Here is a 23988-nt window from a genome sequence, read left to right as displayed (position 1 = left end):
GGATGGCTGCCAGGATCAAGCTCAAGCAACTCCCCGGCCTGTATGCGATTTCGCGGCTTCAAGCCGGTGACGGCATTCCTGCCTGGGCTGACGGACCAGGCTTCGTCAGCATCACCAGAACCGACGACGAGCTCTCGATCACCTGCCTTCAGGATCGCGTGCCGGATGCCGTCAAGCACGATCGCGACTGGGTCGCCTTCAAGTTGCAGGGGCCCTTTGCGTTCGACGAAACCGGCATTGTGCTGTCCGTCATCAGGCCGCTGTCGGAAAACGGTTTGGGCATCTTCCTGGTATCGACCTTCGATGGCGACCACCTGCTGGTGAAAGCGACAGACGAGCCCGCGGCTAGAGGATTTCTGCGCGAAGCCGGGCATACGCTGCTCTAGGCAGCTCATCGCCGGCCGCTGATCAACGATTGGCGCTCTGGCTCAATCCCTGGCGCGCTGGCTCAACCATTTCGGGGGTTGCGTTTGACAGCGCCGTTCGCGCATCGTTATTTCTAGCCCGATATCACGGCCGGACCGGCCATGCGGCACCCCCAGGGAGAAAACCATGTCACACGATCTGCAGTTCTATATCGATGGCGCGTGGGTCGATCCTGTGGTGCCCAACACGCTCGACGTCATCGATCCGTCGAACGAGGACGCCTTCGCGCAGATCTCGCTCGGCTCCAAGGCCGATGTCGACAAGGCGGTGGCCGCCGCCAAGCGCGCCTTCAACACATACGGCTTCACCTCGGTCGAGGAGCGCCTCGATATCCTGAACCGCGTCATCGAGGTCTACAAGAAGCGCAGCAAGGACCTGGCGCTTGCCGTATCGCGCGAGATGGGCGCGCCGCGCCAGATGGCGCTCGACAGCCAGGTGGGCGTCGGTCTCGCGCATTTGCAGAAGATGGCCGAGACGCTGAAGAATTTCCAGTTCCGCCATGTCAAGGGCAACCATCTCGTGGTCAAGGAGCCGATCGGCGTCGTCGGCCTGATCACGCCGTGGAACTGGCCGCTGAACCAGATCACCTGCAAGGTGGGTCCGGCACTCGCCGCCGGCTGCACCATGGTGCTGAAGCCGTCCGAAATCGCGCCGCTCGACGCCATCATCTTCGCCGAGATCATCGATGAGGCCGGCGTGCCGAAGGGCGTGTTCAACCTCGTCAACGGTGACGGCCCGGGCGTCGGCCAGGCGCTGTCCAGCCACCCCGACATCGACATGATGTCGTTCACCGGTTCGACGCGGGCCGGCATACTGGTGGCCAAGGCCGCAGCAGACACCGTCAAGCGCGTGCATCAGGAGCTTGGCGGCAAGTCGGCCAACATCCTGTTTCCGGATGTCGACCTCGCCACCGCCGTCAGCAAGGGGGTCGCCGGCTGCTTCGGTAACAGCGGCCAGTCCTGCAACGCGCCGACGCGCATGTTCGTGCCGCGCGACCGCCATGACGAGGCCGCCGGATACGCCAAGGTCGCGGCTGAAAAATTCACCGTCGGCCCGGCCGACGGCGCCAACACCAAGCTCGGCCCTGTCGTCAGCCAGGTCCAGTTCGACAAGATCCAGGACCTGATCCAGAGCGGCATCGACGAGGGTGCGACGCTGGTCGCCGGCGGCCCCGGCCGCCCTGCCGAACTCAATCGCGGCTACTATGTCAGGCCGACCGTGTTCGCCGACGTCACCCACGACATGCGCATCGCGCGCGAAGAGGTTTTTGGCCCGGTGCTGGCGATCCTGCCCTACGACACGGTCGAGCAGGCGGTCGAGCAGGCCAACGACACCGTCTACGGCCTTGCCTCTTACATCCAGGCCAAGGACCTGCAGAAGGCCCGCGACGTGGCGGCGCGCATGCGCTCGGGCAATGTCTACATCAACTATCCCCAATGGGACGCCGGCCTGCCCTTCGGCGGCTACAAGCAGTCCGGCAACGGCCGCGAATATGCCGAATACGGGCTCGAGGATTTCCTCGAGATCAAGGGCATCGCGGGCTATGAGGCGGCGGAGTAGTTCTTTGGCCGCAGCGTAGCTGGAGAGGGGCCGGCGCCGCCCCTCATCTGCCTGCCGGCATCTTCTCCCCGTATAGTGACGGGAGAAGGACGCTTTCGCGGATGATTTCGCCAATCTCCAGCATTGCGAAGGCGGCGCCGGCATTGCGGCCTGCATCTTTCTCCCCGTCACTATACGGGGAGAAATGTCCGGCAGGACAATGAGGGGCGGCGCCGACCTCGGCGATTAGCGGTCTCGGTCACAAGGCCCACACTGATATGCTCAGCCATACCCCCCCTCCTTGCCAATTGGCAGATACATGCTATATATCTGCCATTAGCGAGGTCTAAACATGCAGCTTCAAGCCATCACCACGACGCCGACCGCGGTCGGCTCGGCCATATCGGATGAAGAGGCCGGTGCGCTGGCGCGCACCACGGTCAATCTGTTCAAGGCCTGGAACCTCACCGACTTCGAGGCCTGCGTGCTGCTTGGCGGCATTTCGGCCCGCACCTGGGCACGGTGGAAGGAAGGCGGCATCGGCCGGATCGACCGCGACCTGCGCACCCGCATGGCGCATCTGATGGGCATCCACAAGGGGCTGCGCTACCTCTTCACCGAGCCGGCGCGCGGCTATGCCTGGATCCGCAAGCCCAATGCCACTTTCGGCGGGCAGTCGGCGCTCGACCTGATGCTGCGCGGCGACATCTCCGATCTCGCGGCGATGCGCGAATGGCTCGACGCGGAGCGTGGTGCATGGTGAGTGGGCTGGCGGTCCGGCGCCGCGTCCACTGGCCACAGACCTATCGCATCATCCGCTCCATCCATCCGCCGATCGACCTGTTCGAGGACATCGCCGACCCGCGCGACTGGGAGGCGCTGGCCGCCGTCGAGGAGAAGACCAACCCGCGCATTCGGCTCGAGCTCGGCGATCTCGGCAAGGTGCCGGCCGCAAGGCGGGTTTCGGGTCCCGGCGCCAGTTTCGTCATGGCGCCTTTCGTGCATTGCTCGACCTTGCGGCCCGGCCGGTTCTCCGACGGCAGCTACGGCATCTATTATGCCGGCGACAGCGAGGACGTGGCGCTCGCCGAAACCATCCACCATCACCAGAAATTCATGCGCGCCACCAACGAGGCGCCGGGCTGGACGGCCGATTTCCGCGTGCTGATCGGCAGCGTCGACCGCGACCTCGACGATGTCAACGCCGTGCCCGGCGTGCTCGACCCCGACGACTACACGGCGTCGCAGGCGGAAGGGCGGGCGCTGCGGGCCTCGGGAAGCGACGGGCTGGTGTGGAACAGCGTGCGCATGCCGGACGGAGCGTGCATCGGCATCTTCTGGCCCGACGTCATCGGTGTCCCGGTCCAGGGCCGCCACTACAGCTACCACTGGGACGGCGGCCGCGTCGACTTCGTGCGCCAGCACGACACCGGCAAGGTGCTCGAAGTGGTGTGAGCAGGGCAGGGCGGCTTGTCCTCACGCCAACGCCGCCGCCAGCAGTTTCGCCTGCGGCGTCAGCGCCTCGAAGCGGCGGGCGCACAGATTGAGCTGGCGCGTGGCCCAGTCATCGCCGAGCCGCAGGCTGCGCAGCGTGCGGGCCGAACGGCGCGCCGCACTTTCGGGCACGATGGCGATGCCGGCGCCTTGCGAGACCAGCCGGCAGACATTGTCGAGGCCGGGCACGCGGATGCGGAAGTGCAGGTGGCCACCGAGCCTGGCGGCCTGGCGGGTGATGTGCTCCTGCAAGGGATGGCCGGCGCTCAAGCCGACGAAGGCTTCGCCGAGAAGGTCGGCAAGGCTGGCGGTCTGGCCTTCGAGGCCGGGCCTGTTCCGCGCCGTAATCACCACCAGGCGGTCGACGAAGAACGGTTTTTGCTCGAGATGCGAAAGGCCGGCCCAGGTCGCGGCGATGCCAAGATCGGCGGCACCGTTCGCCACCGCCTCGGCGATCTCATGGCTGGGGCGTTCGTCGAGCTCGATGTCGATCCCGGGATGCGCGACCAGGAAGGCCGGCAGCGTGTCGCGCAGGAGTTCGCTGGTCGCCGCCGTGTTGGCCATCAGCCGTATGCGGGCGCGCAGGCCCGTGGCATAGGCGCCGAGGTCGCCGGCCATCGCCTCGATCTGGTTCTGCACCGCGCGCGCATGGTGGAGCAGCGCCTGTCCGGCCGCCGTCGGCACCACGCCGCGCCGGCGCCGCTCCAGAAGCGGCGCGCCGAGGCTTTCCTCCATGCCCTTGATGCGCGCGCTGGCCGAGGCCAGCGCCAGGCCGGCGAGTTCGGCGCCGTGCGTGATGCTGCCGCGTTCGGCCACCAGCAGGAACAGCCGGAGATCGGTGAGGTCGAAACGCATTTTTCGCTCCCGCAAATCGTGCCGCGCCAGCATCAGCCTTCGTTCAGGCCGAAGGCTGGCAGCGCAACTTCCACATTGTGGGCGGCCCGCATGTCCGTCAAATCATTTGCGACGGAGATAAGGGATGCGTGAAAAAACATCAGGCCGGCAAGGGCTAGGCATTCTTGAAAGCGCGGCGATCGTGCTGGCGATCGCGGTGGCCTCGCTTGCCATGGCGCAAGCGCAGCCTGGTTCGCATGGATGCGCCGCGGCGGCGGCTTCCGTCAGCCGCGATGCCGTGCCGGCAAGCCCGGATGCCGAGGCGACGGACATGTTGTTGCATGATTGACCGGATTGGCATGCTCGAGTTCCATCCATAATGAACGTCCATCCATGCTAAGCATCGGCGCCGTCGCCTTCATCGGTTTCGTGTTTCTCGCCGCCGGCCTCGTCAAGGGCGTCGTCGGCATGGGGCTGCCGACCGTGGCGATGGGCCTGCTGGCGGCGGCCATGCCGCCGGTTGAGGCCGCCGCCTTGCTGTTGATTCCGTCGCTGGTCACCAATCTGTGGCAGTTGTTCACCGGTCCGTCCTTCGGCGGCTTGTGCAAACGGCTGTGGACGATGATGGCCGGTGTCGTCGTCGGCACCGTGACCGGCGCCGGCCTGCTGACCGGCGCGCACACGATGATCGCCTCGGCCGGGCTTGGCGCCGCGCTGATGCTCTACGCGCTTGTCGGCCTGGCCAAGGCCGGCTTCACCACGCCGGCGCGCCACGAGGCCTGGATATCGCCGCTGGTCGGCGTGGCGACCGGGCTGGTCACCGGCGCCACCGGCGTCTTCGTCATTCCGGCGGTGCCATATCTGCAATCGTTGCGGTTGGACCGGGAAGCCCTGATCCAGGCGCTTGGCCTCTCCTTCACCGTATCGACCTTGGCCCTCGGCTTCGGACTGTTCAGGGCCGGCGCGCTTGCCTCGCCGACGGCGCAATTGACGGGGTCGGTGCTGGCCCTGGCACCGGCGCTGGCCGGCATGGTCGTCGGCCAGGCGCTGCGCCAAAGGATGAGCGTCGAGACTTTTCGCACGGTGTTCTTCGCCGGCTTGCTGGCGCTCGGGGCCTATCTCGCGTTGGAGGCTGCGCTGCAGGGCTAGTCTAAAAAAGCCAGGCCCCAAAACCTCTTTCGAGTGTTTCGGCGGGGCCCGGCATTTTGGAGGATCAAGCGGTGCGCTTGCGTGCCTGCATGACGCTCAGCCATATGGCCGAGACGAGAAAATAGAAGGCGCCGAACGCGGCATAGGGCGCGATATCGATGATGCCGGGCGTCGCGGCGCCGATCGCCTGTTTGATGAAGAAGCCGCCGGCAAGCGCCGACTGCGCACCGCTCAGCACCATCGCCCATTGCGCGCCTGCCCGCCAACGGCGCACGCCGGTGGCAAGCTGGAACAGGCCGGAGAGAATGGCCCATGCCCCGAACACCGCCAGGACCGCATGCGGGCCCTGTCCAAGGGCGATGAAGACCGCGATCGCCGTGATCGTGCTGACCGCCGCGTTGAGCGCCTGGCTGGGATTGGCCTTCAGGCCGCCGCTGCGCTGCGCGTCCAGAATATTGGCGATCGCGTCCCAGGCCGGGTAGGCGACCAGCAGTATCGCCGCGACCGGCGGCGCGCTTTTGCCAAGGGTGAAGGCCGCCGCCACCCACGCGACCGAAAAGCCGGCGCGGAGGAAATAATATGACTTCAGCCACTGCGATGCGGCAACGCCGCTGGGCGCCTGGATGGTTTGAGTGCTCATTGGAACGTCCTGTCTTGTTGGATGGCCCGAGGCTGAGAGGCGGCGGGTTGACCCGCTTGATCACGCCCTCGGGGTTGGATGATTGGAACAGCCCATTCTCGCGCCCTCGGCGCGGGAATGGCTTTGCGCCAAGGCGAAAACAGCGCATAATCAATGGGAAAGGCGCTATCCTTGCCAAGGAATGTATGAGAACCGGTCGGCCATATCCATGATTGAATCGCCTGAAAACTTGACCATTCTTCCGGATGGAGGGCCGCGTGCGGGTGTCTCCGGCGACCTTCTCTCGCATGTGCTGGCGCAGATCAGGCTTACCGGCGACGAGGTCTTTTCACGCACGCTGGCGGAGGCGGAGCAACTCGATCTCGACGAGGGGCAGGCTCATATCGTCGTGGTGACCGCCGGCGCGCTGCGCATGGAGAGCGAGGACCAGGCCGCCGCCGTCATCGAGGCCGGCGACCTCGTGCTGCTGCCTCGCGGTCCCGGCGCGTCGCGGCTGGTGGCGTCGCATCCGCGCGTGGCGATCGTCGTCTGCCGCTTCTGGTTCGATCCGGACAGCCTGCGGGGGATGATCTTCGCCTTGCCGCACTGCATTCACATCCAGCGTGCCCAGGGGGCAGGGTGGGTCGATGGAATGCTGCCGTTCCTGATGGTCGAAACCAGCGGCGCCCAGCCGGGTGCTGCCTTGATGATTTCCCGCATCATCGATCTCATGGTCATCCGCACCTTGCGCAGCTGGGTGCATGAAGGGCACGCGACGGGCTGGCTCGGCGGGCTTTCCGATGCCCGCATCGCCCGTTCCCTGAAGGCCATCCACGAAAGGCCGCTGCAGCGGTGGAGCATCAATGAACTGGCCGACAAGGCCGGCATGTCACGTTCGAGCTTCTGCGAGCGCTTCGCCGCGCTCGTCGGGCGTTCACCGCTGCGCTACCAGAATGAATGGCGCCTGGGCCTGGCCCGCGATCTGCTGGCCAGGCGGGACGCGCGCGTGGGCGAGATCGGCTTGCGCATCGGCTACGAATCCGAAGCCGCCTTCAGCCGGGCCTACAAACAGCTCTTCGGGCACCCGCCACGGGTTGAATATGCGCTGACGAATGAACCCGGCAAGCAGCCCTGACCGGCGGCATTTTTTAAAAAGTGAGGTGCGGGACCTACCGCACCACCAGCACCGGGATCTCGGTGTAGGACAGCACCTCCGCCGTCTGGCTGCCCAGAAGCAGCCTGCCCAGCCCGCGGCGGCCATGCGAGGCCATGACGATCAGGTCGCAGTCTTGCGCCTTGGACAATTCCAGGATCGCTTCGGCGGGCCGTTTGTCCTCGACATGGACCAGTTTGGCGGAGACGCCGGCGGCATCTGCGGATGCCTTGCATTTGTCGAGCACTTCCCTGCCATAGCGGCGCGATTCTTCCTGGAAGACGGCCAGTTCATCGCCGGCGGCATAGCCGGCCATGGCGCCGCCCCAGGCGAAGATCGGGAATTGTTCCGAAACGGTGACGAAGGTGACGGCGGCGCCGAGGTCCTTGGCCAAAATGAGGCCCTGGGCGACGCCCTTGCCGGCCAGTTCCGAGCCGTCGGTGGCGATGAGCAGATGTTTGTACATGATGATCCGACCTGTGATGCCTGATTACTCTCCAACATAGATAGTTATGCCTCCGCGCTCATTCATTGAGCCAAAGCGGCGGGGATCAGGGCCAGCCAGGGATTCGATATCCAGAGCTTGGTGTCCCGGGCGGTCAATCGTTGGTGTCGGCGCTGCCCCTCATTGCCCTGCCGGGCATTTCTCCCCGTAAACTGGGAGAAAGAAGCTGCCTCAACGCCGCGGCCTCACTTGCAACGCTGCCGATTGGCGAAACCAGCGGCGACAGCGTCCTTCTCCCGTTTACGGGGAGAAGATGGCGGCAGCCAGATGAGGAGCGGCGCCGGCGCATCGAGAAGAGGCATGAATTTCGCCAGCCGGATTCCCCTTCGCGAAATCGTCCTCTAAGGTGCCGGCAACTTTGAAAGGCATTCCATGAGCAGCGCGTTTCCACAGATCCATCTGGTCCGGCATGGCGAGACCGCGTGGAGCCTTTCGGGGCAGCATACAGGCCGCACCGACATGCCGCTGACGCCGGCCGGCGAAGCGGCGGCGCGCGGTGTGGCGGACCGCTTGAAAGGCCTGTCGTTTTCGCAGGTTTGGACGAGCCCGTCGCAGCGCGCCTACAACACCAGCGTGCTTGCCGGCTTTGGGGCCGCGAGCCTCAAGCTGGACGATCTGCAGGAGTGGGATTACGGCGCCTATGAAGGGCGCACGACCAAGGAAATCCTGGCCGAGCGGCCGGGCTGGAACGTGTTTCGCGACGGTTGCCCGCAAGGCGAGACGGCGGCCGATGTCGGCGCCCGCGCCGACAGGATTATCGATCGCCTGCGCAAGGCCAATGCCGACATACTGATTTTTTCCAGCGCGCATTTCCTGCGCGTGCTCGCCGCCCGCTGGCTCGGCCTGCCGCCGGAAGGCGGGGCGCTGTTCGTGCTCGACACGGCCAGCATCAGCGTGCTGGGTTATGAGCATGATCTGACCGAGCCGGTCGTGCGCAAGTGGAACGGGAAGTAGGCAGGCCACATCAACCAGATGCGGTGACGCCTATCGTCTTCGTCATCCACGGGCGAAGCAAGGAGCGAAGCGACGCGGCGCAGACCCGAGGATCCATGCCGCGACTTCGGGGCGCAGCCACGGTGCGGAATTCTGCTCCGCTGCGCTTCACGGCAAAGGTCCCGGCATGGATCCTAGGGTCTCCGCGACGGAGCTGCGCTCCTGCTTCGCCCTAGGATGACGACGTGTTGGGTGGCTTTGGCTAATTCCGATGCTGGACGCTAATCAACTCAAACCGCGCGCCCGCCTCCTACCTCTCGAACTTCCTGATCGCCTCGGCGGTGATGGGCTGGAAGAAATTCACCAGATTGCCGTCGGGGTCACGGAACAGCAGCGAGCGGTTGCCCCAAGGCATGGTGGTCGGCTCCTGCACGGTCGTCTTCTTGATGAGGTCCGACAGCCGGGCGAATTCGGCATCGACGTCGCCGACGCGGAATTCGAGGATGGCGGTGTGGTTGTCGGCGGGGCGGGCGATGTCGCCGCCGAACAGCATCAGGGTGCGCGTGCTGCCGATTGCCAGCGTGCAGGCCGGGGTCGCCAGTTCGGCGAAGTCTTCCGTGTATACGGTCACCGGCATGCCGGTGATCTCACCGTAGAAGCGCACGAGGCGCTGGACATCTGACGTGATGATGCGGACAGAGACGAAATTCATCGCATTGGCTCCTTGATCTCGAAGCCGCGAGCGGGCTTCCCAGCCGATGCATAGACCAGGCCTCCTGACAGCTTTCTGTCAGGAGAGGAGTTGTGACGGTTACGCTTCGGGTTCGGTCCAGACCGGCGGCAGGCCGAAAGCCGCGAACAAATCGGGGCCGAGCGGGCCGACATAGACCGTCAGCGCGGTGATCCGGCCTTCGGCCGGCTCGATGACGTGCAGCGATTGCGCGCGCCATTCCGGGTCGTGAAACCGCTGCGCGTAGATCGCGACCGCGGGCTGGCCGTTGGCCCTTGTCGCCACCGCGCGATAGCCGGCGTAATTGTTCCACACGGTCTTGAAGAAGTCGTGGATCGCCTGGCGCCCCTGATACCAGTCATGCCATGGCGGCATGTGGTAGGTGGCGTCTTCGCGCAGCAGTTCGACGAAGCCATCGAGATTGGCGGCCTCCCAGGTCCTGATATAGCGTTCGAGCAGCAGGTCCTCGTCGGGGCTTGGCCGCGCGCGCTGCAGTGGCCGCCCCTTTGGAAAGCGTTCGCCAAGTGTGGCGCGCGCCCGCTGCAAGGCACTGTTGACCGACGCCGTCGAGCCGCCCAGCAATTGAGCCGCCTCCAGCGCCGACCAGCCGAGCACGTCGCACAGCAAAAGCACGGCGCGCTGCCTGGGCGGCAGAAGCTGGATCGCCGCGACGAAGGCCAGCCGGACGGCCTCACGGGTTTCGTAGCGTGCGTCCGGCCCGGGTGCGCCATCGGCGAGATCGGGCAGCTCGGCGTCCGGGTAAGGTTCCAGCCAGGCGAGTTCGGCGGCCGGCCCGGCAGCGGCGCGGCCTTCGGTCGACGGCCGTGCGGGCTCTTCGAGAATGCGGCGCGCCGACGACCTCGCCTTGATCGCGTTGAGGCAATTGTTGGTGGCAATGGCGTAGAGCCAGCCACGCGGCGAGCCGTGGCCGCCGAATTGCGCGCGGCCGCGCCATGCCTTCAGGAACGTGTCCTGGACGAGGTCGTCGGCCTCGTGCAGCGAGCCCATCATCCGGTAGCAGTGCAGCTTGAGTTCGCGGCGGTGGGTGGTGGTCAGGCGCTCGAAGGCCGGCCGGTCGAGGACCGGCCGGCCCGATGGCCCGGAAGCGCCAGGAGCATCCGTCATTTCAAGTCCACTGTAACGATTTCGGGCCATCCTGCGCGCCTCACGCCGCCGCCGCAAGGCCGCTGCCGCTCACCGTGAAGGCGGTGCCCTGCATCTTGCCGCCGGCAAGCGTCACCACGGCGCTGGCGACATCGGCGGGCGTCTGCATATCGGTCATGCTGGCCAGGAAATCCGCCGGGCTGATGCCGAGATAGGCCGAAACGCCCGATATGCCGCGCTGGCCGACGCCGGTGCCGGCCATGATGCGCATCGGCGCCAGCGCCATGAAACGCAGGCCGAGGCCAAGCCGGTCGGCTTCCTTCTGGCTGTGGGCGGCGAGGAACAACTGCATGCGCTTGGCGCCGGAGTAGCCGCCGGAATTGGGCGGGCCGCCGCTGAATGCAGCGCCGCTGGAGATCAGCACCACGCGGCTGCCGGGCTTCAGCCGGCCGCGCAGCGCCGCCTGGCAGAACAGGAAGGACGCCTTGACGTCCATTTCCCAATTGGCGGAGAATTCGTCCCAGCCCTGGTCCTGAATCGGTGCCGACGGGGCGAAGGCACCGGCGCAGATCACCAGCACGTCCGGTTCGAGAGCGGCGAAGACCGCATCGGGTGCCACCTCCTGCGTGGCGTCCGCCACGAGCGTCCTTACGCCTGACGCCTCCCAGGAGAGTTCCTTCAAAGCGTCCGCGCCCCGGGCGACGGCGAGCACGGTTGCTCCCTCGCTCAGCGCAGCCTTCACGATGGAGCGGCCGACGCCCCGGCTGCCTCCGACGACGACAACATTTTGACCTTGCAACGATCCCATGGTTCACCTCGCTGTTCCGGCCCGGAGGAATTCCGGCGCCTGATGATCAGGACAGCCGAGGCGGGTGGAATTCATCGGCACGTCGGCAAAAATCTTTCCGGGGCGCCTGTCAGGCGGCTCTCATTCGTTCGCCGGTTTGCCAAGGACATGATTGGGGCGATAAACTGGACGGCCCATCGCCGATCTCTTGGGCGCACCAATAACAACAGCCTGGGAGGAATGTACGATGACGACGCTGTTCGTGAGACATACCGTGTCCGACTACAAGGCATGGCGCAAAGTCTATGACGGGTTCGCCCCGGTTCAAAAGGCCAACGGCGTGAAGGCGGAGGCCGTCTATCAGGCGGCGGACAACCCCAACGACGTCACCGTGACGCATGATTTCGCCAGTGCCGCCGAAGCGCAGGCCTTCATCAAAAACCCAAAATTGAAAGAGGCGATGGCGAGCGCCGGCGTGGTCGGCGCGCCAACCATGTGGATCACCAACAAGGCCTGATCGACTGCTCTAGCCGTTCGATCCGGTCGCCACTGCCGCAATGAATGGCCAGGTCGCTTTCGGCCTGGCGGGCGGGACGTTTGCTCGAGCGCGCAGCAACGCCAGAGCCGATCCATTGCCAGAAGCAAAACGCATCGGCAAAACTCTATTCTGATAACCAAGAATTGATTGGAAGTACTGCGCCCGTGATTGGCGATTGGCTCGAAAGCCATCCTAAAACTGTCGGCGGGTGAATTAATTCATAAGGCTGAGGGGAGTTGATATGATCCGCCGCACAACGGGTATCATGACGGTGCTTGCGCTTCTGGGGTTTTCGGTCTGTCCAGCCGCCGCGTATACCCACTCGTTCAGCTATGAAAAAACGGCACTCTCCGGACAGGAGATTTTTCTCTACGGAGGATCGACCCTCAACCCCGACTGTTCGAAGGCCGGCAAGGATGATTTGAGAGCAATTTCCGGACCAAGTCATGGAAAGCTGATGATTATGAACGGGAAGACCTATGCGCACTACGCCAAGAAAGATGCGCGTGCGAAATGCGATTCGCGCAAGGTCGACGGGATCAAGGTCATGTATCGGTCGGCCCCCGGTTTCAAAGGGCGAGACGAGGTGACTTTGTCCCTTCATACCTTCTATGGATATGCGTCAAGGACGGTCATCAGGATCAACGTCGAATAGCAGATTCGTTTTTCGGCTGGTGGCGACGCGTCGCTTACTCAGCCAGCAACGCCAGTTCCTCCGCCGTCAGATGCCGCGCCGTGCCCTTGGCGAGGTTGCCGAGCGGCAGGCTGCCGATGGCGATGCGGATGAGGCGCTTGACCTCGATGCCGTGGGCGGCGAGCAGGCGGCGGATGTGGCGGTTCTTGCCTTCGTCGAGCACGATCTCCAGCCAGGCGGTGCGGCCGCCGCTGCGCAAAAGTTCGATCGCGTTTGCCGCCAGGGTCTCGCCGTCGAGGGTGACGCCGGCGCGCAACCTGTCCAGCAGCGTTTCATCCGGCACCGTGGCGACCTGCACGTGATAGGTCTTGGGCAGATGCGAGGCCGGATCCATCAGCCGGTTGGCGAAGCGGGTGTCGTTGGTCATCAGCAGCAGGCCTTCGCTGGCCTTGTCGAGACGGCCGACCGGCGAGACATACGGCAAATCGAGCCCTTCGAGACAGGCATAGACGGTGTCGCGCTGTTGCGGGTCGTCGCGGGTGGTGACCAGCCCGCGCGGCTTGTTCAGCATCAGATAGACCTTGCGCTCGGCGACGACCGCATCGCCATCGACGACGATGCGGTCGCGGTTCATGTCGACGCGCAACGCCGCGTCACGCACGACCTTGCCGCCTACGCGCACGCGACCCGCCGCGATCAGCACTTCGGCCTGCGTGCGCGAGCACAGGCCGAGTTTTGACATCGCGCGGTTCAGGCTGACGCCGGGAGACCCGGCGCTGCGGGGCTTGCCGGCTGGCGGCCGGCCGGGCGGAGGTGGTCGTGCTGCCATGCTGTTGCCGGTGATCCGTTCCAGCGGACAGATGCCACGGGCGAGGCGGGCACCGCAAGCCGGGCGCGGCCGGTCTGTTTCCTGTCCCAGCAACAAGCGCTTCAGGCGGATGGCTCGGCCATCACGATGAATTGCCGCAGGTGTCGTCGAAGAAGGCCGATGTCACCGGGCCTGTGCGTTCCGGAGGCCCGAGAAATTTCACGCCGCGCGCGGTGAGCCGGTCGAACTCGGCGTGGATGTCGCCGACGGTGATGAGCGCCGCCGGGAACGGGCGTCGTAAAGCGCTTGCTGCGCGGCGCGCGCCGGCGGGGCGCTGTTGGGTTCGAGCACCAGTTCCGTGCCGCCATCGTCGGGTGCCACCACCGTCAGCCAGCGGATTGGACCGCTGTCGTGATCATGCTTTTTCACAAAACCCATGACCGAGGTGTAGAAGGCCAGCGCCTTGTCCTGGTCGTCGACCTTGATGAGGATATGGCGAAGCCGCATGGTCGATTTCCTTTTATTCGCATGGGTTGACGTCCGTACCTAATCCAGGCTGTTGAAGAACGCCGTCAGCACCGGGGCGTGCGCGGCCGGCTTCAGCATGTGGTTCTGGCCGGGCAGCGTCTGATAGCTTGCATTGGGCAATGCCTTGGCCAGGGCCTTGTTGCCATGCCGCATCCATGGCGGGCTCTTGCCGCCGTCGCTCACCAATACCGGCACGCGCAGCGAAGCCCAGCGGCTGGGATCGAGCGGCCTGCCAAGCTGATCGCCGCCGACGATGGCGCCATCATGCGGCAAGGTATGCGCCACCGCCTTGAGCCGTCGCCAGATCGGCATGAGCTTCATGAAGACGATGAGCAGGCGGGGCATGCCCACCGATTTGAGGAAGGCGGTTATGGCGTCGCCGCGCCGGCCTTCGGCGACGGCAGTCTCGATCGTCGCCCAATCGGCCTGCGTGGTGGTGCGGCTGTCGTCGACGATCAGCGGCGCTTCGTAGAGCGCGAGCTTCTTGATGCCGGGCAGGCGGGTTGCCGCCATCAGCGCCAGCATGGCGCCGGACGACATGCCCCAGACATAGGCCTCGCCGCCGGCGGCCCGCAGCACGGCCTCGATGTCGTCGACCTCGCGCTCGACCGCGTAGGGCGCGGTGTCGCCGCTGCCGCCACGGCCACGACGGTCGTAGCGGAACACGGTGAAGTTGTCCGCGAGCGCCTTGGCCAGCGGACCGCTCGGTCCCATCGCGCGCGAGCACAGCGCGCCGTCAACGAGAATGAGCGGGTGGCCGTGGCCGCGGCGCTCGCAGGCGATCGGCGTCCCATCCCGCGACAGTACGGCTTCAATGGACGGTTTCGCGTTCTCAGCCGGCATGGTTGGCTTCCCGGTCTATCAGCTGCTCCAGCCGGTCGAAGCTCTGCATCCAGCCGCCGCGCATGCCCAGCGCCAGCAGGCGCTCGCGGTCGGCGGCGCTCGCCAGCGTCACCTCGAAATGGACATGGGTCCGCATGCCGTCGGGCATAAAGCTCACGGTATGGCGGCTCCGGCCCGGCGGATTGCCGGCCCATTCGCGGATTTCCGGATCCGGTTCGTCGCAATAGCTCAGCCTGACGTTCTCGACGACTTCGAGATAGCTGCCCTGGTTGCGGTAGAGCGTGCCGCTGGCGGTCAGCATATCGATGCGCCAGCGGCCACCGACGCGCACGTCGAGCACGCAGTGAGGAATGGTACAATCCTTGATGCCCCACCATTGCGCCACCAGCCTGGGGTCGGTCCACAGCCGAAAGACGCGTGCCACCGGAGCCTGGAACACCCGTTCGATGGCGAAGCTGCGCTCGGCGGTATCTTGGACGCTCTCGCTCATGGCGCCTTGTCCGCGTCGCGCCGCAGCAGATCCTCCATGCGGTCGAAGCGGCCTTCCCAGAGTTTTCGGTAGTCGTCGAGCCAGCGGTCGATGTCGCGCAGCGGCTTGAGCTCGATGCGGCTCAGATGTTTCTGCGCCGCCCGGCTGCGGGTGACGAGGCCGGCCTGCTCCAGCACGCCGACATGTTTGGAGACGGCCCGCACGGTGAGCGCGAAGGGTTGCGCGAGCTCGGCGACCGAGGCCTCGCCATCGAGCAGCCGGGCAAGGATCGCGCGCCGCGTCGGATCGGCGAGCGCGGCGAATGTTTGGTCGAGGGAAAATTCAGCAGCCATTTTTGGAACCAATCAGTTCTAGAACTAATTGGTTCTATAAACGGCTTGCCTTACCTCGTCAACGAGCTTTCGGAAACCGCGAGAGATGGCGCGCTCGCCGGGGAGAACGTTTCCACCCCGGCAAGCGTGGCTTTGGAAGCTCAGGCGGCTGCCTTTTCGGCCGCGATGCCGTTCAGGATCTGGATCGCATCCGCCGGCAGCCTAAGTTCGGCCGCTGCCAGGTTCTCCCTGAGATGCCCGACCGACGAGGTGCCGGGGATGAGCAGGATGTTGGGCGCGCGCTGCAACAGCCAGGCGAGCGCCACCTGCATGGGAGTCGCGCCGAGCTTTTGCGCGACGTCGGCAAGCGTGCTCGACTGCAGCGGCGTGAAACCGCCGAGCGGGAAGAACGGCACATAAGCGATGCCGTCGGCGGCAAGCTCGTCGATCAGCGCATCATCCTGGCGGTGCGCGATGTTGTATTGGTTCTGCACGCAGACGATGTCGACCATGCGGCGCCCCTGCGCGATCTGTTTGCGGGTGACGTTGCTCAGGCCGATATGGCGCACAAGCCCCTGGCGCTGCAGGTCGGCGAGCGTGTCGAGCTGCGGCTCGAGCGACCCTTCGGCGGGTCCGTGGATGCCATGCATGGAGCGCAGGTTCACGACCTCGATCACATCCAGTCCGAGATTACGCAGATTGTCGTGCACGGCCTGCGTCAACTCCTGAGGCGACATTGCGGGGATCCACGATGCATCCGCGCCGCGCCGGGCACTGATCTTGGTGACGATGGTGAGGTTGGCGGGGTAGGGGTGCAGCGCCTCGCGGATGATCTGGTTGGTGACGTGCGGACCGTAGAAATCCGATGTGTCGATGTGGTCGACGCTGCTGGCAATCGCCTCGCGCAGCACGGCAAGGGCTGCCTCGCGGTCCTTCGGCGGGCCGAAGACGCCCGGTCCAGCCAGTTGCATGGCGCCGTAGCCGAGGCGCTTCACGGTGCGGTCGCCGAGCTTGAAGCTTCCGGCCTTGCTGATGTCGGTCATGGTGTCGTCTCCATTGGATCAGCCAGATATAGACAAGGCGCGCCTGCACGATAAATATGGTGCAATCGGCACGGCCTGTGCGGAAAGGCGAACAATGGCGGCGAATCTCGGCGACCTCCAGGCATTCATGGCGGTGGCGCGCGCCGGCGGCTTTCGCGAGGCGGCCCGGGTGGGCGGCGTCAGCGCTTCCAGCCTCTCGGAGACGGTGCGGCGGCTGGAGAGCGAACTCGGCGTGCGGCTTCTCAACCGCACCACGCGCAGCGTGGCGCCGACCGAGGCCGGCGCGCGCCTGCTCGAACGGCTCGGTCCGGCGCTCGGCGAGGTAGAGGCAGCGCTCGACGTGGTCAACGGTTTTCGCGGCCGGCCGGCCGGCACGTTGCGGCTCAACGTGCCTGTCGTCGCGGCGAAACTGGTGCTGCCGCGCCTGTTGCCGCCCTTCCTCGCGGCCTATCCCGACATTCGCCTGGAAGTGACCGCCGAGGACAGTTTCGTCGACATACTGGCGAGCGGCTGCGATGCCGGCATCCGCTATGACGAGCGGCTGGAGCAGGACATGATCGCCGTGCCGATCGGCCCGCGCCGCCAGCGCTTCGCCACCGCCGCCGCGACGGCCTATCTCGACCGGCGCGGCCGGCCCGAGCACCCGCGCGACCTGCTCGACCACGCCTGCCTGCGCGGACGCTTCGCCAGCGGCTTCACGCCGCCCTGGGAGTTCGAACGCGACGGCGAGGAGGTGAGCGTCGAGCCGACCGGCCCGCTGCTGGTCAGCACCGGCACCGCAATGGCGCTCGCGCTCGAGGTGGCCGTCGCCGGCGGCGGCATTGTCAGTCTGTTCGAGGACTGGCTGCATCCCTATTTCGACGATGGCAGGCTGGAGCCGGTGCTGGAGCCCTGGTGGCAGGAATTTTCAGGCCCGTACCTCTACTATCCCGGCCGCCGCCTGACGCCGGCGCCGCTGCGCGCGTTCATCGACTTTGTCGCTGGGATGCGGTGGGACTGATCCCGTACCGAAATCGCTGCAGGTTTGCGCCGGCCTTTTCGGCGTGTCGCCGCGCTTGCTTTCGACCAAAGGGCAAATCCCCGATGTAACACTTTGTTGTCATTGAGGGCCTATCGAGGAGGCGATACGGCGAAAGCCCGGTGAAAGGAAAGGCGCGCAATGGGTTCGCCCTGGTCCGAATTGCTGGCCAATCTCGCGGTCGTCGCGATGTTCGTTTCAGTCTGGATCCACACCCATGTGTGGCTGGATCGCTGGCCGGCCGCCGCGAAGGCAGCGGCCTTCGGCCTGCTGATGGGCGCCGGCGCCATCGTCCTGATGCTGACACCCATGCAGTTGCAGCCGGGCGTGTTCGCCGATCTCAGGGCGACGATGATTGCCGTTGCCGGCTTCTTCGGCGGCCCTGTCGCCGGCATCGTCGCCGGGGTCATGGCCGGTGCCTTCCGGACTTTCGAGGGCGGCATCGGCGCCTTCGCCGGCGCCGTGGGCATCGCGGCCGCCATGCTGGTTGGCGTTGCCGGCAACCTTGCCCTGAAGGGCCGCCGCGCCACCATGATCGACATCATGATCCTTGGCGCGGCCGCCGCGGCGGCGTCACTGCTTGGCCTCAGCGTGCTGCCGCGGGATGTCCTGCAGATGGTGCTGCCGAAGGTGGCGCTGCCGTCCTCCCTGCTCATCTTCGTCTCGGTGGTGCTGTCGGGGCTGACGCTCTACCAGGAGCGGCGTCGCCTCGAAGCGCTGCAGTCCCGGCGCATCTACAAGGCCGTGGTGGAGACGCTGCCCGATTGCCTCAACGTCAAGGATCTCGACGGGCGGTTCATCGCGGCCAATCCGGCGACGGCGGAACTGATGCATGCGACCGACGCCAAGGCACTGATCGGCAAAACGGATTTCGACTTCTTTCCGCGTGGGACGGCGCAGGGCTTCCGCGAGGACGAGCTTGCCGTGCTGGCCTCGGGCGCTTCGTCGACCATCGAACAGCGCCTTCACCACGAGGACGGCACCGATGGCTGGCTGGCGACCTTGAAGGCGCCCTTTCGGGATCGGAGCGGAGCCATCATCGGCCTGATCACGCACAATCGCGATATCACCGTTCGCAAGCAGCTTGAGAACGAGCTGGCGGAAAGCCAGGCAAGGCTCGGAGACGCCCTGACGCACATGGCCGACGGCCTGGTGATGTTCGATCCGGACGGCAGGCTGGTGCTGTGCAACGCCCGGTACCGCGCCATGTTTCCGAAGACGGCGGACATGAGGGTGCCGGGTGCCGATTACCGCGACATCCTGCGCGCCTCGGCGGAGCGCGGCGAAGGGACCACGCCGCCGGACGCGGTCGAAGACTGGATCGCCGGCATCATGGCCGCGCAGAAGCTCGTCAGTCACCGCCAGGTCCAGCTTGCCGACGGGCGCTGGCTCGATGTGCGCACCCGGCCGACCGGCGATGGCGGCAGCCTCAGCGTGTTTTCCGACATCACCGAGGCCAAGCAGGTCGAGGCCGAACTGATGGCCGCCAATGAGAAGCTGAACCTTCTGGCGCACCGTGACGGCCTGACCGAACTGTTGACGCGGCGCGCCTTCGACGAAGCGCTGGCGCGCGAATTCGCCCGCGCCAGCCGCAACGCAATGCCGCTCAGCCTGCTCATCATCGACGTCGATTGGTTCAAGCGGTTCAACGACTATTACGGCCATCCGGCGGGCGATGAATGCCTGCGCGTCGTCAGCCGCTGCATCGAGGCGGCAGCCCGCCGGCCGGCGGACGCCGCCGCCCGCTATGGCGGCGAGGAGTTCGCGCTCATCCTGCCCGAGACCGATGCGCGGGGCGCCTTCGTCATCGCCGAAAACCTCAGGAGCAAGGTGCGCGACCTCGCTCTTGGGCATGCCGGCAGCGAAAAAGGCATCGTTACCGTCAGCATCGGTGTCGGCACCTTCGATGCCGGCGGCGGCGCCATGGAGATCGCCGATCTTTTGAATCGTGCGGACGAGGCGCTCTACGGCGCCAAGGCCGCGGGGCGGGACCGAGTGCATGGATGGCGTCCTCACCTCAGCGACCAACGCGCGACCGGTTCGCGGCGCAAGACTTGAGTCTTCCTGGGCCTAGGGCCGGGCTGCCGGGTAGAATCCGAGGGTGAACTGGCGATTGCCTGAATGAGGATTCGGCGGGCGTCTCTCTCTCAGCTGCTTCAACCGCTGTGGCCTGAATCCATGCTTGCGGGATCGAGCTTCACAAGCCGAGCTTTCGCCTCGCCGACGCGTTGTTGCGCGGATCGTATCCTGTCGCAAAGCCTCAGATTGATACCGACGCCACAGTCCTCGTCCAGCATCGCGTTTGCACGTTCCAGGGCAAGTTCCGCTCGGTTGAGGCGCTGCCTCGCCCGGGCCAGTTCCAAGGTCAGAAGTTCCATTACTCCGCTTCCGTGGTTGCGGTCCCTTCCACTGGGAAACCCTTGCCGATTGGTTTGGTTCCGGGCTGTTCGGGCGCGGCTGCATTCGCTGGCGCGCATGCCCATGATGCCCGTCAGGACGGCCTCGGACGGGCAATGCTGGTGTCGAAAGTGCCTGGGAGGACAGGGGCGCCACCGCGGCCGGTCGACGCTGTCGTCATCGTGTCAACCGGCACAATGATGACCATGCGAGCGTGCTGCTCCGGCCATAATGGCTTTCCGAAAAGGAAGAAGGTGCTGGCGAGAAAACAAACCAGCAAGAGGATGGCCAAGGTGTTGGCGATGATGTCACCAAGTTGCATTTCCCTCTCCTCCAAATCACGCATCGACAATCGGCAACGGGCACCAGCGGATGCCGAGCTCTCCGCCAAAGCAGGCGGGGCTGTCCCTCTCGAAGCGGGCTGCTACCAGCTCGACGTGAAGGTGACGAGCAATGCGGGGATCAACGCCGATAACGGGACCGCCATCAGCAGCACCATCTCGATAAGACGGGTTTCCTTGTCGCCGAACATCACAACCTCCTCCCGTCTCGGCCCGATGCCGGGGAATTCAGGGTTCGCTCACCAACTGGACGCAGTGAGCGAACCCTATTGGCGCAGGAAGGGACGTAGCTGCGCCAATTCGCTAAAAACATGGGGCTGCTTACTGATATCAGTCAGCTGCCTGCCATCACGGAGCGACAACGAGTGCGAAAGGCGACCGTTCCCGGCGGGAGCGGCGGCAGGACCATTGCGTTCTTGAATGGGACCTAAGTCCGAGGTTGGCCCGACCGAAGCCCGACCGGGGAACGTTCATCCGTGCCTGAAGTTCGATCCTCAGCGCGGCGACAATCCTGTGCTGTGCCGATTTCAAATGGAGGAATTCATGAACAAGACTCTTGCCGCCGTGGCCGCGGTTCTGTTGCTCGCGGGTGTCGGCGCAGCCGCCGCCGAAGACGTCATCATCCAGCCCGAGCAGGAAACGGTGATCAAGGAATATGTGAAGAAGCAGCCGCTGGCTTCGGTGAAGGTTCCCGGCGTCGAACTCAGCCTCGGCACGGCTCTGCCCGACACGGTCGAGCTTCACGAAGTCCCCAATGTCAAATATCGCTACACCGTGATCGACAACCAGACGGTGATCGTGGATCCGGGCACCCACAAGATCATCAAGATCATCCAGTAACAACGCCCGGCCCGCCGCCGGGCTGGTGGCGGGCCGGCTGCAAAGCGGGTTGCCCGCGCAATCAGAACTTGCGCGGGTCGATACCCTTGGTGCCCGGCCCATAAGGGCTTGGATAAATCTCGCCGATGGTCATCAGTTCGATCCCGCCGTCGAGCGTCGAGCCGATGATCCTGACCTCGGGATCATCGCAGCAGAACTCCCAGATCACCTGCCGGCATTCGGCGCATGGCACGCCGGAATAGGGGCCGTGGCAGACGACGCCCCTCTAACGGCTTGCCACCTTGTGGCGCAGAACGAGGCGGTATTCGTGCCAGATCAGCCAGATGACGACGAGGTCGAATATGGTGAGCACGATCAGCCCCGCGGAGCGGGTATAGCTGAAGCGGTAGAGCTGGTAGACGATAAACAGCAGCAAGGCGACCAGCGAGGCCGGATAGGCCCACAGCTTCCCCCTCAGCAGCCCCGCCACCAGGGCAATCTTGATGAGGCCATGGCTGAGAAGGTAAAATGCGTAGAAATGCTGCGTGCCGACGGAGAAATGGTTCGCCGCGTCCATCAGATGGCCGGCGATGAAATCATGCGGGTCCTCGACCAGTTCTTCCTGCGTCAGCCTGTTCACCAGCGACACGATGGTGCTGGTGCTGACAAAGGCGAGCAGCAGGCCGCCGACGCATTCGATGAGCGCATGTGCGCCCTTAAGCAGCAGGCTGACTTCGAAAATCTGGTGGACACGCTGCTCGTTCATGGCTCTCCTGCCATTTGGTGTGGCGGCTCGACGGTAAGGTGAATTGATGGACGTGACGACTACACATTGGATCAATTCGGCGGCGGGAATAAGCCCGGCGCTGGATCTGATCATGATCTCGGTGACGAAATTCGGTGTCCCGCTCCTGATCGCCTGCGTGGTCCTGCAATGGTGGAGCAGGACGGACCGGACCCACGTCCGCCATGCCGCGATCGCGGCGGGGTTGTCTTTCCTGATCGGACTTGGCGCCAACCAGATCAGCCTGCTTTTCGTGCATCGCGTGCGTCCCTACGACGCCGGTGTGACCCATCTCATCATTCCCGCCAGCGCCGACTGGTCGTTCCCCTCGGATCACGCGACGGCGGCTTTCGCCATCGTTGCCGCATTCGCCCTGCAGGCGCTTCCCGGACGCGCGATGATTTTCGGAGCCGTGGCGGTGCTGATCTGCTGGTCGAGGCTGTTTGTGGGCACCCATTACGTCACGGATGTGCTTGGCGGTGCCTTGACCGGCATTGCCGCTGCGGTGCTCGTCCGCGTCCTCTACCGTGAGGATTCGCGCCTCGACCGGCTGGCGACAAGTATCCTGTGATGGAAATCGGTCGTCGAACAGGCCTTGCGTGCAATTCTGCCGGGGCAAGTTCGGCAAGACCGGTCCATAATGTTGCCCGGCGTGGTTCCGGTCGCGTCGCTGGCGCAATGTCGCTGCATTCGTGACCGGTTCCCTCGACACCACGCCGATCTTCAAGGCCATCGCCATCGATGCCGACCCGGCCAAGGTCTGGCGGGTGCTGACGACGCCGGCACTGATCGCGCAATGGATGTCCGACGAAGAACTGGATGTCAGCCTCGAGGCTCAAGCCGGCGGCGCGATCGTGATCCGCGGCGTGCTGCATGGCATGCCGTTCGAGAGCCACGGCGCCGTCCGGGCCTTCGAGCCGGACAAGAGCTTCGCCTACAGCTATTGGAGCACGCTGTCGGCCTCGCGCCTGGCTGACGTACCCGAGAACCACACGGTGGTCGGCTTCGCGCTCGCGCCGGCGGATCAGGGAACGCTGCTGACCTTGACGCTGAGCGGCTTCGCCGAACCGTCGATCCGTCCGCATGCCAATCTTTACTGGGGGCCGACCTTGCGGATCCTGAAGGCGATGTGCGAACGCCCCTAGAGCCGTTCCGCATTTCACGGAATCGCCGAACGGCTCTAACTCTTTGTTTTTACGCAATCCCGAACGGAAAACCGTTTCACACTTTTCCTGGAATTGCTCTAAGGCGTGGTGGGCTTCATCGACGGGTCCGTCGCGTCTCGCTCTTTGCGGCGCCGGGCGAGGTCGCGGATTCGGTCGGCGACCTTGCTGTCCACCGGGTTGTAGACGGTCAGGCTGAGGTCCGGCCGGCCATCGACCGCGAAGGCCGAATATTCGAGCTCGATGTCGCCGAGATCGGGATGCTTCAGGCGCTTGGTCCCGTCGCCATGGGCGAGCACGTCGTTCTCCCGCCACAGGGCGGCGAATTCGGGGCTGGCGCCGCACAATTCCTCCACCAGTTGGGCGACCTCGGACACCGCGCCGGCGCGCGCCGCGTCGGCCCGGAACGCGCCGACGACGAAACGGGCAAGGTTCTCCCAATCGTGCTGTTTGGCGCGGATGGCGGGGCTCAGGAACATGAAGCGCAGGATATTGCGCTGGCCGTGGGGCAAGGTGCTGTAGTCGGTCATTACGACTTGCGCGGCGCTGTTCCAGGCGACGACATCCCAGGTCGCCGTCTTGATCAGGGCAGGGCTTGCCTCGAGCGTGTCGATCAGGCGCTGCAGCCTGGGGCTGACGCCGTCGGCGCGGAGGTAGCGGACCTCGGGCGGGCGCCCCAGCCCCAGCATGAAAAGATGTTCGCGCTCGGCCTCGGTCAGCAGCAGGCCCTTGGCGATGCGGTTCAGCACGTCGGCCGAGGGTGCGCCGCCGCGGCCCTGTTCCAGCCATGTGTACCAGGTCGGGCTGATGTTGGCGCGCTGGGCGACCTCTTCGCGGCGCAGCCCAGGCGTGCGCCTGCGTCCGGAGAAGCCGAACGACGAGGGGTCGAGCCGGGTGCGCCGGTCTTTCAGGAACGCAGCGAGCGAGCCGTTGGAGGCGTTGGGCATCCTGTTAGCCATTATACCATGATAAGATCACTACTTTAATGGAATAATAGA

33 protein-coding genes are annotated in these 23988 nt (G+C 65.2%); 15 read left to right on the top strand and 18 right to left on the bottom strand.

Annotation, left to right across the window (positions count from 1 at the left end; genetic code table 11):
* The first annotated feature begins 2 nt into the window (after nucleotides 1-2).
* From EN845_RS11970 to EN845_RS11950, 4 genes are all read left to right on the top strand, one after another.
* The gene (locus EN845_RS11970) at nucleotides 3-386 is read left to right on the top strand and encodes an ACT domain-containing protein (RefSeq protein ID WP_127278909.1); all 384 of its coding nucleotides are present in this window, start codon (nucleotides 3-5) and stop codon (nucleotides 384-386) included.
* A 166-nt stretch (nucleotides 387-552) separates the two neighbouring features.
* Nucleotides 553-1986 (top strand): aldehyde dehydrogenase family protein, encoded by a 1434-nt coding sequence (locus EN845_RS11965; RefSeq protein ID WP_127278908.1) that lies wholly within the window; start codon nucleotides 553-555, stop codon nucleotides 1984-1986.
* A gap of 331 nt (nucleotides 1987-2317) precedes the next feature.
* Nucleotides 2318-2728, top strand: coding sequence for an MbcA/ParS/Xre antitoxin family protein (locus tag EN845_RS11955; RefSeq protein ID WP_127278907.1), 411 nt, complete (start codon nucleotides 2318-2320; stop codon nucleotides 2726-2728).
* The gene (locus EN845_RS11950; RefSeq protein ID WP_127278906.1) at nucleotides 2722-3420 is read left to right on the top strand and encodes an RES family NAD+ phosphorylase; all 699 of its coding nucleotides are present in this window, start codon (nucleotides 2722-2724) and stop codon (nucleotides 3418-3420) included. The genes EN845_RS11955 and EN845_RS11950 overlap by 7 nt, the downstream gene beginning before the upstream one ends.
* Before the next feature lie 21 nt (nucleotides 3421-3441).
* Here EN845_RS11950 and EN845_RS11945 read toward each other — a convergent pair whose 3' ends face one another.
* Nucleotides 3442-4314 carry a LysR substrate-binding domain-containing protein gene (locus EN845_RS11945; protein WP_127278905.1) on the bottom strand — a complete coding sequence of 291 codons (873 nt, stop codon included), beginning with the start codon at nucleotides 4312-4314 and terminating at the stop codon, nucleotides 3442-3444.
* A gap of 124 nt (nucleotides 4315-4438) precedes the next feature.
* Between EN845_RS11945 and EN845_RS11940 the strand changes: the two genes are divergently transcribed.
* Together EN845_RS11940 and EN845_RS11935 are read left to right on the top strand one after the other, a co-directional pair.
* The gene (locus EN845_RS11940) at nucleotides 4439-4642 is read left to right on the top strand and encodes a hypothetical protein (protein WP_127278904.1); all 204 of its coding nucleotides are present in this window, start codon (nucleotides 4439-4441) and stop codon (nucleotides 4640-4642) included.
* 44 nt (nucleotides 4643-4686) lie between these two features.
* Nucleotides 4687-5442 carry a sulfite exporter TauE/SafE family protein gene (locus EN845_RS11935; RefSeq protein WP_127870189.1) on the top strand — a complete coding sequence of 252 codons (756 nt, stop codon included), beginning with the start codon at nucleotides 4687-4689 and terminating at the stop codon, nucleotides 5440-5442.
* A gap of 64 nt (nucleotides 5443-5506) precedes the next feature.
* Here the strand turns inward: EN845_RS11935 and EN845_RS11930 are convergent, their stop codons facing one another.
* Nucleotides 5507-6082 (bottom strand): DUF308 domain-containing protein, encoded by a 576-nt coding sequence (locus EN845_RS11930; protein ID WP_127278903.1) that lies wholly within the window; start codon nucleotides 6080-6082, stop codon nucleotides 5507-5509.
* A 208-nt stretch (nucleotides 6083-6290) separates the two neighbouring features.
* Here EN845_RS11930 and EN845_RS11925 point away from each other — a divergent pair, with 208 nt between their 5' ends.
* Entirely contained in the window at nucleotides 6291-7196 is a 906-nt protein-coding gene (locus EN845_RS11925; RefSeq protein ID WP_127870190.1) for an AraC family transcriptional regulator, read from the top strand.
* 34 nt (nucleotides 7197-7230) lie between these two features.
* On the opposite strand, the gene EN845_RS11920 is transcribed toward EN845_RS11925, so the two are convergent.
* Entirely contained in the window at nucleotides 7231-7680 is a 450-nt protein-coding gene (locus EN845_RS11920) for a universal stress protein (RefSeq protein WP_127281313.1), read from the bottom strand.
* Nucleotides 7681-8091: 411 nt separating this feature from the next.
* Here EN845_RS11920 and EN845_RS11915 point away from each other — a divergent pair, with 411 nt between their 5' ends.
* Nucleotides 8092-8673 (top strand): histidine phosphatase family protein, encoded by a 582-nt coding sequence (locus EN845_RS11915; RefSeq protein WP_127280127.1) that lies wholly within the window; start codon nucleotides 8092-8094, stop codon nucleotides 8671-8673.
* Between the two features lie 289 nt (nucleotides 8674-8962).
* Here EN845_RS11915 and EN845_RS11910 read toward each other — a convergent pair whose 3' ends face one another.
* The 3 genes from EN845_RS11910 to EN845_RS11900 form a co-directional block, all read right to left on the bottom strand.
* On the bottom strand, nucleotides 8963-9364 hold the full coding sequence (locus EN845_RS11910; RefSeq protein ID WP_127280128.1) for a VOC family protein: 402 nt from the start codon (nucleotides 9362-9364) through the stop codon (nucleotides 8963-8965).
* 99 nt (nucleotides 9365-9463) lie between these two features.
* Entirely contained in the window at nucleotides 9464-10507 is a 1044-nt protein-coding gene (locus tag EN845_RS11905) for an RNA polymerase subunit sigma-70 (RefSeq protein ID WP_127870191.1), read from the bottom strand.
* 40 nt (nucleotides 10508-10547) lie between these two features.
* A complete protein-coding gene (locus EN845_RS11900; protein WP_127280130.1) occupies nucleotides 10548-11294 on the bottom strand; it encodes an SDR family NAD(P)-dependent oxidoreductase in 747 nt (248 codons plus the stop codon).
* 226 nt (nucleotides 11295-11520) lie between these two features.
* Here EN845_RS11900 and EN845_RS11895 point away from each other — a divergent pair, with 226 nt between their 5' ends.
* Nucleotides 11521-11790 carry a cyclase gene (locus EN845_RS11895; protein ID WP_127870192.1) on the top strand — a complete coding sequence of 90 codons (270 nt, stop codon included), beginning with the start codon at nucleotides 11521-11523 and terminating at the stop codon, nucleotides 11788-11790.
* Nucleotides 11791-12052: 262 nt separating this feature from the next.
* Nucleotides 12053-12466 (top strand): hypothetical protein, encoded by a 414-nt coding sequence (locus EN845_RS11890; RefSeq protein WP_127280132.1) that lies wholly within the window; start codon nucleotides 12053-12055, stop codon nucleotides 12464-12466.
* Between the two features lie 34 nt (nucleotides 12467-12500).
* Here the strand turns inward: EN845_RS11890 and EN845_RS11885 are convergent, their stop codons facing one another.
* The 7 genes from EN845_RS11885 to EN845_RS11860 form a co-directional block, all read right to left on the bottom strand.
* Entirely contained in the window at nucleotides 12501-13274 is a 774-nt protein-coding gene (locus tag EN845_RS11885; protein ID WP_127870193.1) for a pseudouridine synthase, read from the bottom strand.
* A 121-nt stretch (nucleotides 13275-13395) separates the two neighbouring features.
* Nucleotides 13396-13512: a VOC family protein gene (locus tag EN845_RS36635; protein ID WP_348631095.1), complete on the bottom strand. Its 117-nt coding sequence runs from the start codon at nucleotides 13510-13512 to the stop codon at nucleotides 13396-13398.
* Complete coding sequence (locus EN845_RS11880) at nucleotides 13473-13760, bottom strand: VOC family protein (protein ID WP_281040957.1); 288 nt, start codon at nucleotides 13758-13760, stop codon at nucleotides 13473-13475. The genes EN845_RS36635 and EN845_RS11880 overlap by 40 nt, the downstream gene beginning before the upstream one ends.
* A gap of 39 nt (nucleotides 13761-13799) precedes the next feature.
* Nucleotides 13800-14624 carry an alpha/beta hydrolase gene (locus EN845_RS11875; RefSeq protein WP_127870194.1) on the bottom strand — a complete coding sequence of 275 codons (825 nt, stop codon included), beginning with the start codon at nucleotides 14622-14624 and terminating at the stop codon, nucleotides 13800-13802.
* Nucleotides 14614-15114 (bottom strand): SRPBCC domain-containing protein, encoded by a 501-nt coding sequence (locus EN845_RS11870; RefSeq protein WP_127870195.1) that lies wholly within the window; start codon nucleotides 15112-15114, stop codon nucleotides 14614-14616. The genes EN845_RS11875 and EN845_RS11870 overlap by 11 nt, the downstream gene beginning before the upstream one ends.
* Entirely contained in the window at nucleotides 15111-15446 is a 336-nt protein-coding gene (locus EN845_RS11865; RefSeq protein WP_127278838.1) for a metalloregulator ArsR/SmtB family transcription factor, read from the bottom strand. Before EN845_RS11865 ends, EN845_RS11870 begins: the two co-directional genes overlap by 4 nt.
* 140 nt (nucleotides 15447-15586) lie before the next feature.
* Nucleotides 15587-16468: an aldo/keto reductase family oxidoreductase gene (locus tag EN845_RS11860; RefSeq protein ID WP_127870196.1), complete on the bottom strand. Its 882-nt coding sequence runs from the start codon at nucleotides 16466-16468 to the stop codon at nucleotides 15587-15589.
* A gap of 94 nt (nucleotides 16469-16562) precedes the next feature.
* Here EN845_RS11860 and EN845_RS11855 point away from each other — a divergent pair, with 94 nt between their 5' ends.
* Both EN845_RS11855 and EN845_RS11850 read left to right on the top strand, forming a co-directional pair.
* Nucleotides 16563-17468, top strand: a complete 906-nt coding sequence (locus tag EN845_RS11855; RefSeq protein ID WP_127278836.1) for a LysR family transcriptional regulator — start codon at nucleotides 16563-16565, stop codon at nucleotides 17466-17468.
* Nucleotides 17469-17627: 159 nt separating this feature from the next.
* Nucleotides 17628-19544: a diguanylate cyclase gene (locus tag EN845_RS11850; protein WP_127870197.1), complete on the top strand. Its 1917-nt coding sequence runs from the start codon at nucleotides 17628-17630 to the stop codon at nucleotides 19542-19544.
* A 98-nt stretch (nucleotides 19545-19642) separates the two neighbouring features.
* On the opposite strand, the gene EN845_RS11845 is transcribed toward EN845_RS11850, so the two are convergent.
* Both EN845_RS11845 and EN845_RS11840 read right to left on the bottom strand, forming a co-directional pair.
* Nucleotides 19643-19864: a hypothetical protein gene (locus tag EN845_RS11845; RefSeq protein WP_127870198.1), complete on the bottom strand. Its 222-nt coding sequence runs from the start codon at nucleotides 19862-19864 to the stop codon at nucleotides 19643-19645.
* Between the two features lie 113 nt (nucleotides 19865-19977).
* Nucleotides 19978-20229, bottom strand: coding sequence for a polymerase (locus EN845_RS11840; RefSeq protein ID WP_245511720.1), 252 nt, complete (start codon nucleotides 20227-20229; stop codon nucleotides 19978-19980).
* Between the two features lie 538 nt (nucleotides 20230-20767).
* On the opposite strand from EN845_RS11840, the gene EN845_RS11835 reads away from it, so the two are divergent.
* Nucleotides 20768-21064 (top strand): DUF1236 domain-containing protein, encoded by a 297-nt coding sequence (locus EN845_RS11835; protein ID WP_127870199.1) that lies wholly within the window; start codon nucleotides 20768-20770, stop codon nucleotides 21062-21064.
* A 61-nt stretch (nucleotides 21065-21125) separates the two neighbouring features.
* Here the strand turns inward: EN845_RS11835 and EN845_RS35465 are convergent, their stop codons facing one another.
* A complete protein-coding gene (locus EN845_RS35465; RefSeq protein WP_167531333.1) occupies nucleotides 21126-21272 on the bottom strand; it encodes a hypothetical protein in 147 nt (48 codons plus the stop codon).
* A 57-nt stretch (nucleotides 21273-21329) separates the two neighbouring features.
* Nucleotides 21330-21809 (bottom strand): DUF2127 domain-containing protein, encoded by a 480-nt coding sequence (locus tag EN845_RS11830; RefSeq protein WP_127278847.1) that lies wholly within the window; start codon nucleotides 21807-21809, stop codon nucleotides 21330-21332.
* A gap of 46 nt (nucleotides 21810-21855) precedes the next feature.
* Here EN845_RS11830 and EN845_RS11825 point away from each other — a divergent pair, with 46 nt between their 5' ends.
* A complete protein-coding gene (locus EN845_RS11825) occupies nucleotides 21856-22398 on the top strand; it encodes a phosphatase PAP2 family protein (protein WP_127870200.1) in 543 nt (180 codons plus the stop codon).
* A gap of 121 nt (nucleotides 22399-22519) precedes the next feature.
* Entirely contained in the window at nucleotides 22520-22972 is a 453-nt protein-coding gene (locus EN845_RS11820; RefSeq protein ID WP_127870201.1) for an SRPBCC domain-containing protein, read from the top strand.
* A gap of 98 nt (nucleotides 22973-23070) precedes the next feature.
* Here the strand turns inward: EN845_RS11820 and EN845_RS11815 are convergent, their stop codons facing one another.
* Nucleotides 23071-23937 (bottom strand): helix-turn-helix transcriptional regulator, encoded by an 867-nt coding sequence (locus EN845_RS11815; protein WP_245511719.1) that lies wholly within the window; start codon nucleotides 23935-23937, stop codon nucleotides 23071-23073.
* Nucleotides 23938-23988: the final 51 nt, after the last annotated feature.

It is taken from the genome of Mesorhizobium sp. M8A.F.Ca.ET.202.01.1.1, from assembly GCF_004791595.1.
Lineage (GTDB): Bacteria > Pseudomonadota > Alphaproteobacteria > Rhizobiales > Rhizobiaceae > Mesorhizobium.
Note: the sequence above shows the minus strand (reverse complement) of the source record. Positions and strands in the feature narration are given on the sequence as shown.

Bases quoted from the DNA above. Each gene is read 5' to 3' on its own strand.
- EN845_RS11970 (WP_127278909.1), top strand. From the start codon at position 3: ATGGCTGCCAGGATCAAGCTCAAGCAACTCCCCGGCCTGTATGCGATT.
- EN845_RS11965 (WP_127278908.1), top strand. From the start codon at position 553: ATGTCACACGATCTGCAGTTCTATATCGATGGCGCGTGGGTCGATCCT.
- EN845_RS11955 (WP_127278907.1), top strand. From the start codon at position 2,318: ATGCAGCTTCAAGCCATCACCACGACGCCGACCGCGGTCGGCTCGGCC.
- EN845_RS11950 (WP_127278906.1), top strand. From the start codon at position 2,722: ATGGTGAGTGGGCTGGCGGTCCGGCGCCGCGTCCACTGGCCACAGACC.
- EN845_RS11945 (WP_127278905.1), bottom strand. From the start codon at position 4,314: ATGCGTTTCGACCTCACCGATCTCCGGCTGTTCCTGCTGGTGGCCGAA.
- EN845_RS11940 (WP_127278904.1), top strand. From the start codon at position 4,439: ATGCGTGAAAAAACATCAGGCCGGCAAGGGCTAGGCATTCTTGAAAGC.
- EN845_RS11935 (WP_127870189.1), top strand. From the start codon at position 4,687: ATGCTAAGCATCGGCGCCGTCGCCTTCATCGGTTTCGTGTTTCTCGCC.
- EN845_RS11930 (WP_127278903.1), bottom strand. From the start codon at position 6,082: ATGAGCACTCAAACCATCCAGGCGCCCAGCGGCGTTGCCGCATCGCAG.
- EN845_RS11925 (WP_127870190.1), top strand. From the start codon at position 6,291: ATGATTGAATCGCCTGAAAACTTGACCATTCTTCCGGATGGAGGGCCG.
- EN845_RS11920 (WP_127281313.1), bottom strand. From the start codon at position 7,680: ATGTACAAACATCTGCTCATCGCCACCGACGGCTCGGAACTGGCCGGC.
- EN845_RS11915 (WP_127280127.1), top strand. From the start codon at position 8,092: ATGAGCAGCGCGTTTCCACAGATCCATCTGGTCCGGCATGGCGAGACC.
- EN845_RS11910 (WP_127280128.1), bottom strand. From the start codon at position 9,364: ATGAATTTCGTCTCTGTCCGCATCATCACGTCAGATGTCCAGCGCCTC.
- EN845_RS11905 (WP_127870191.1), bottom strand. From the start codon at position 10,507: ATGACGGATGCTCCTGGCGCTTCCGGGCCATCGGGCCGGCCGGTCCTC.
- EN845_RS11900 (WP_127280130.1), bottom strand. From the start codon at position 11,294: ATGGGATCGTTGCAAGGTCAAAATGTTGTCGTCGTCGGAGGCAGCCGG.
- EN845_RS11895 (WP_127870192.1), top strand. From the start codon at position 11,521: ATGACGACGCTGTTCGTGAGACATACCGTGTCCGACTACAAGGCATGG.
- EN845_RS11890 (WP_127280132.1), top strand. From the start codon at position 12,053: ATGATCCGCCGCACAACGGGTATCATGACGGTGCTTGCGCTTCTGGGG.
- EN845_RS11885 (WP_127870193.1), bottom strand. From the start codon at position 13,274: ATGGCAGCACGACCACCTCCGCCCGGCCGGCCGCCAGCCGGCAAGCCC.
- EN845_RS11880 (WP_281040957.1), bottom strand. From the start codon at position 13,760: ATGCGGCTTCGCCATATCCTCATCAAGGTCGACGACCAGGACAAGGCG.
- EN845_RS11875 (WP_127870194.1), bottom strand. From the start codon at position 14,624: ATGCCGGCTGAGAACGCGAAACCGTCCATTGAAGCCGTACTGTCGCGG.
- EN845_RS11870 (WP_127870195.1), bottom strand. From the start codon at position 15,114: ATGAGCGAGAGCGTCCAAGATACCGCCGAGCGCAGCTTCGCCATCGAA.
- EN845_RS11865 (WP_127278838.1), bottom strand. From the start codon at position 15,446: ATGGCTGCTGAATTTTCCCTCGACCAAACATTCGCCGCGCTCGCCGAT.
- EN845_RS11860 (WP_127870196.1), bottom strand. From the start codon at position 16,468: ATGACCGACATCAGCAAGGCCGGAAGCTTCAAGCTCGGCGACCGCACC.
- EN845_RS11855 (WP_127278836.1), top strand. From the start codon at position 16,563: ATGGCGGCGAATCTCGGCGACCTCCAGGCATTCATGGCGGTGGCGCGC.
- EN845_RS11850 (WP_127870197.1), top strand. From the start codon at position 17,628: ATGGGTTCGCCCTGGTCCGAATTGCTGGCCAATCTCGCGGTCGTCGCG.
- EN845_RS11845 (WP_127870198.1), bottom strand. From the start codon at position 19,864: ATGGAACTTCTGACCTTGGAACTGGCCCGGGCGAGGCAGCGCCTCAAC.
- EN845_RS11840 (WP_245511720.1), bottom strand. From the start codon at position 20,229: ATGCGTGATTTGGAGGAGAGGGAAATGCAACTTGGTGACATCATCGCC.
- EN845_RS11835 (WP_127870199.1), top strand. From the start codon at position 20,768: ATGAACAAGACTCTTGCCGCCGTGGCCGCGGTTCTGTTGCTCGCGGGT.
- EN845_RS11830 (WP_127278847.1), bottom strand. From the start codon at position 21,809: ATGAACGAGCAGCGTGTCCACCAGATTTTCGAAGTCAGCCTGCTGCTT.
- EN845_RS11825 (WP_127870200.1), top strand. From the start codon at position 21,856: ATGGACGTGACGACTACACATTGGATCAATTCGGCGGCGGGAATAAGC.
- EN845_RS11815 (WP_245511719.1), bottom strand. From the start codon at position 23,937: ATGCCCAACGCCTCCAACGGCTCGCTCGCTGCGTTCCTGAAAGACCGG.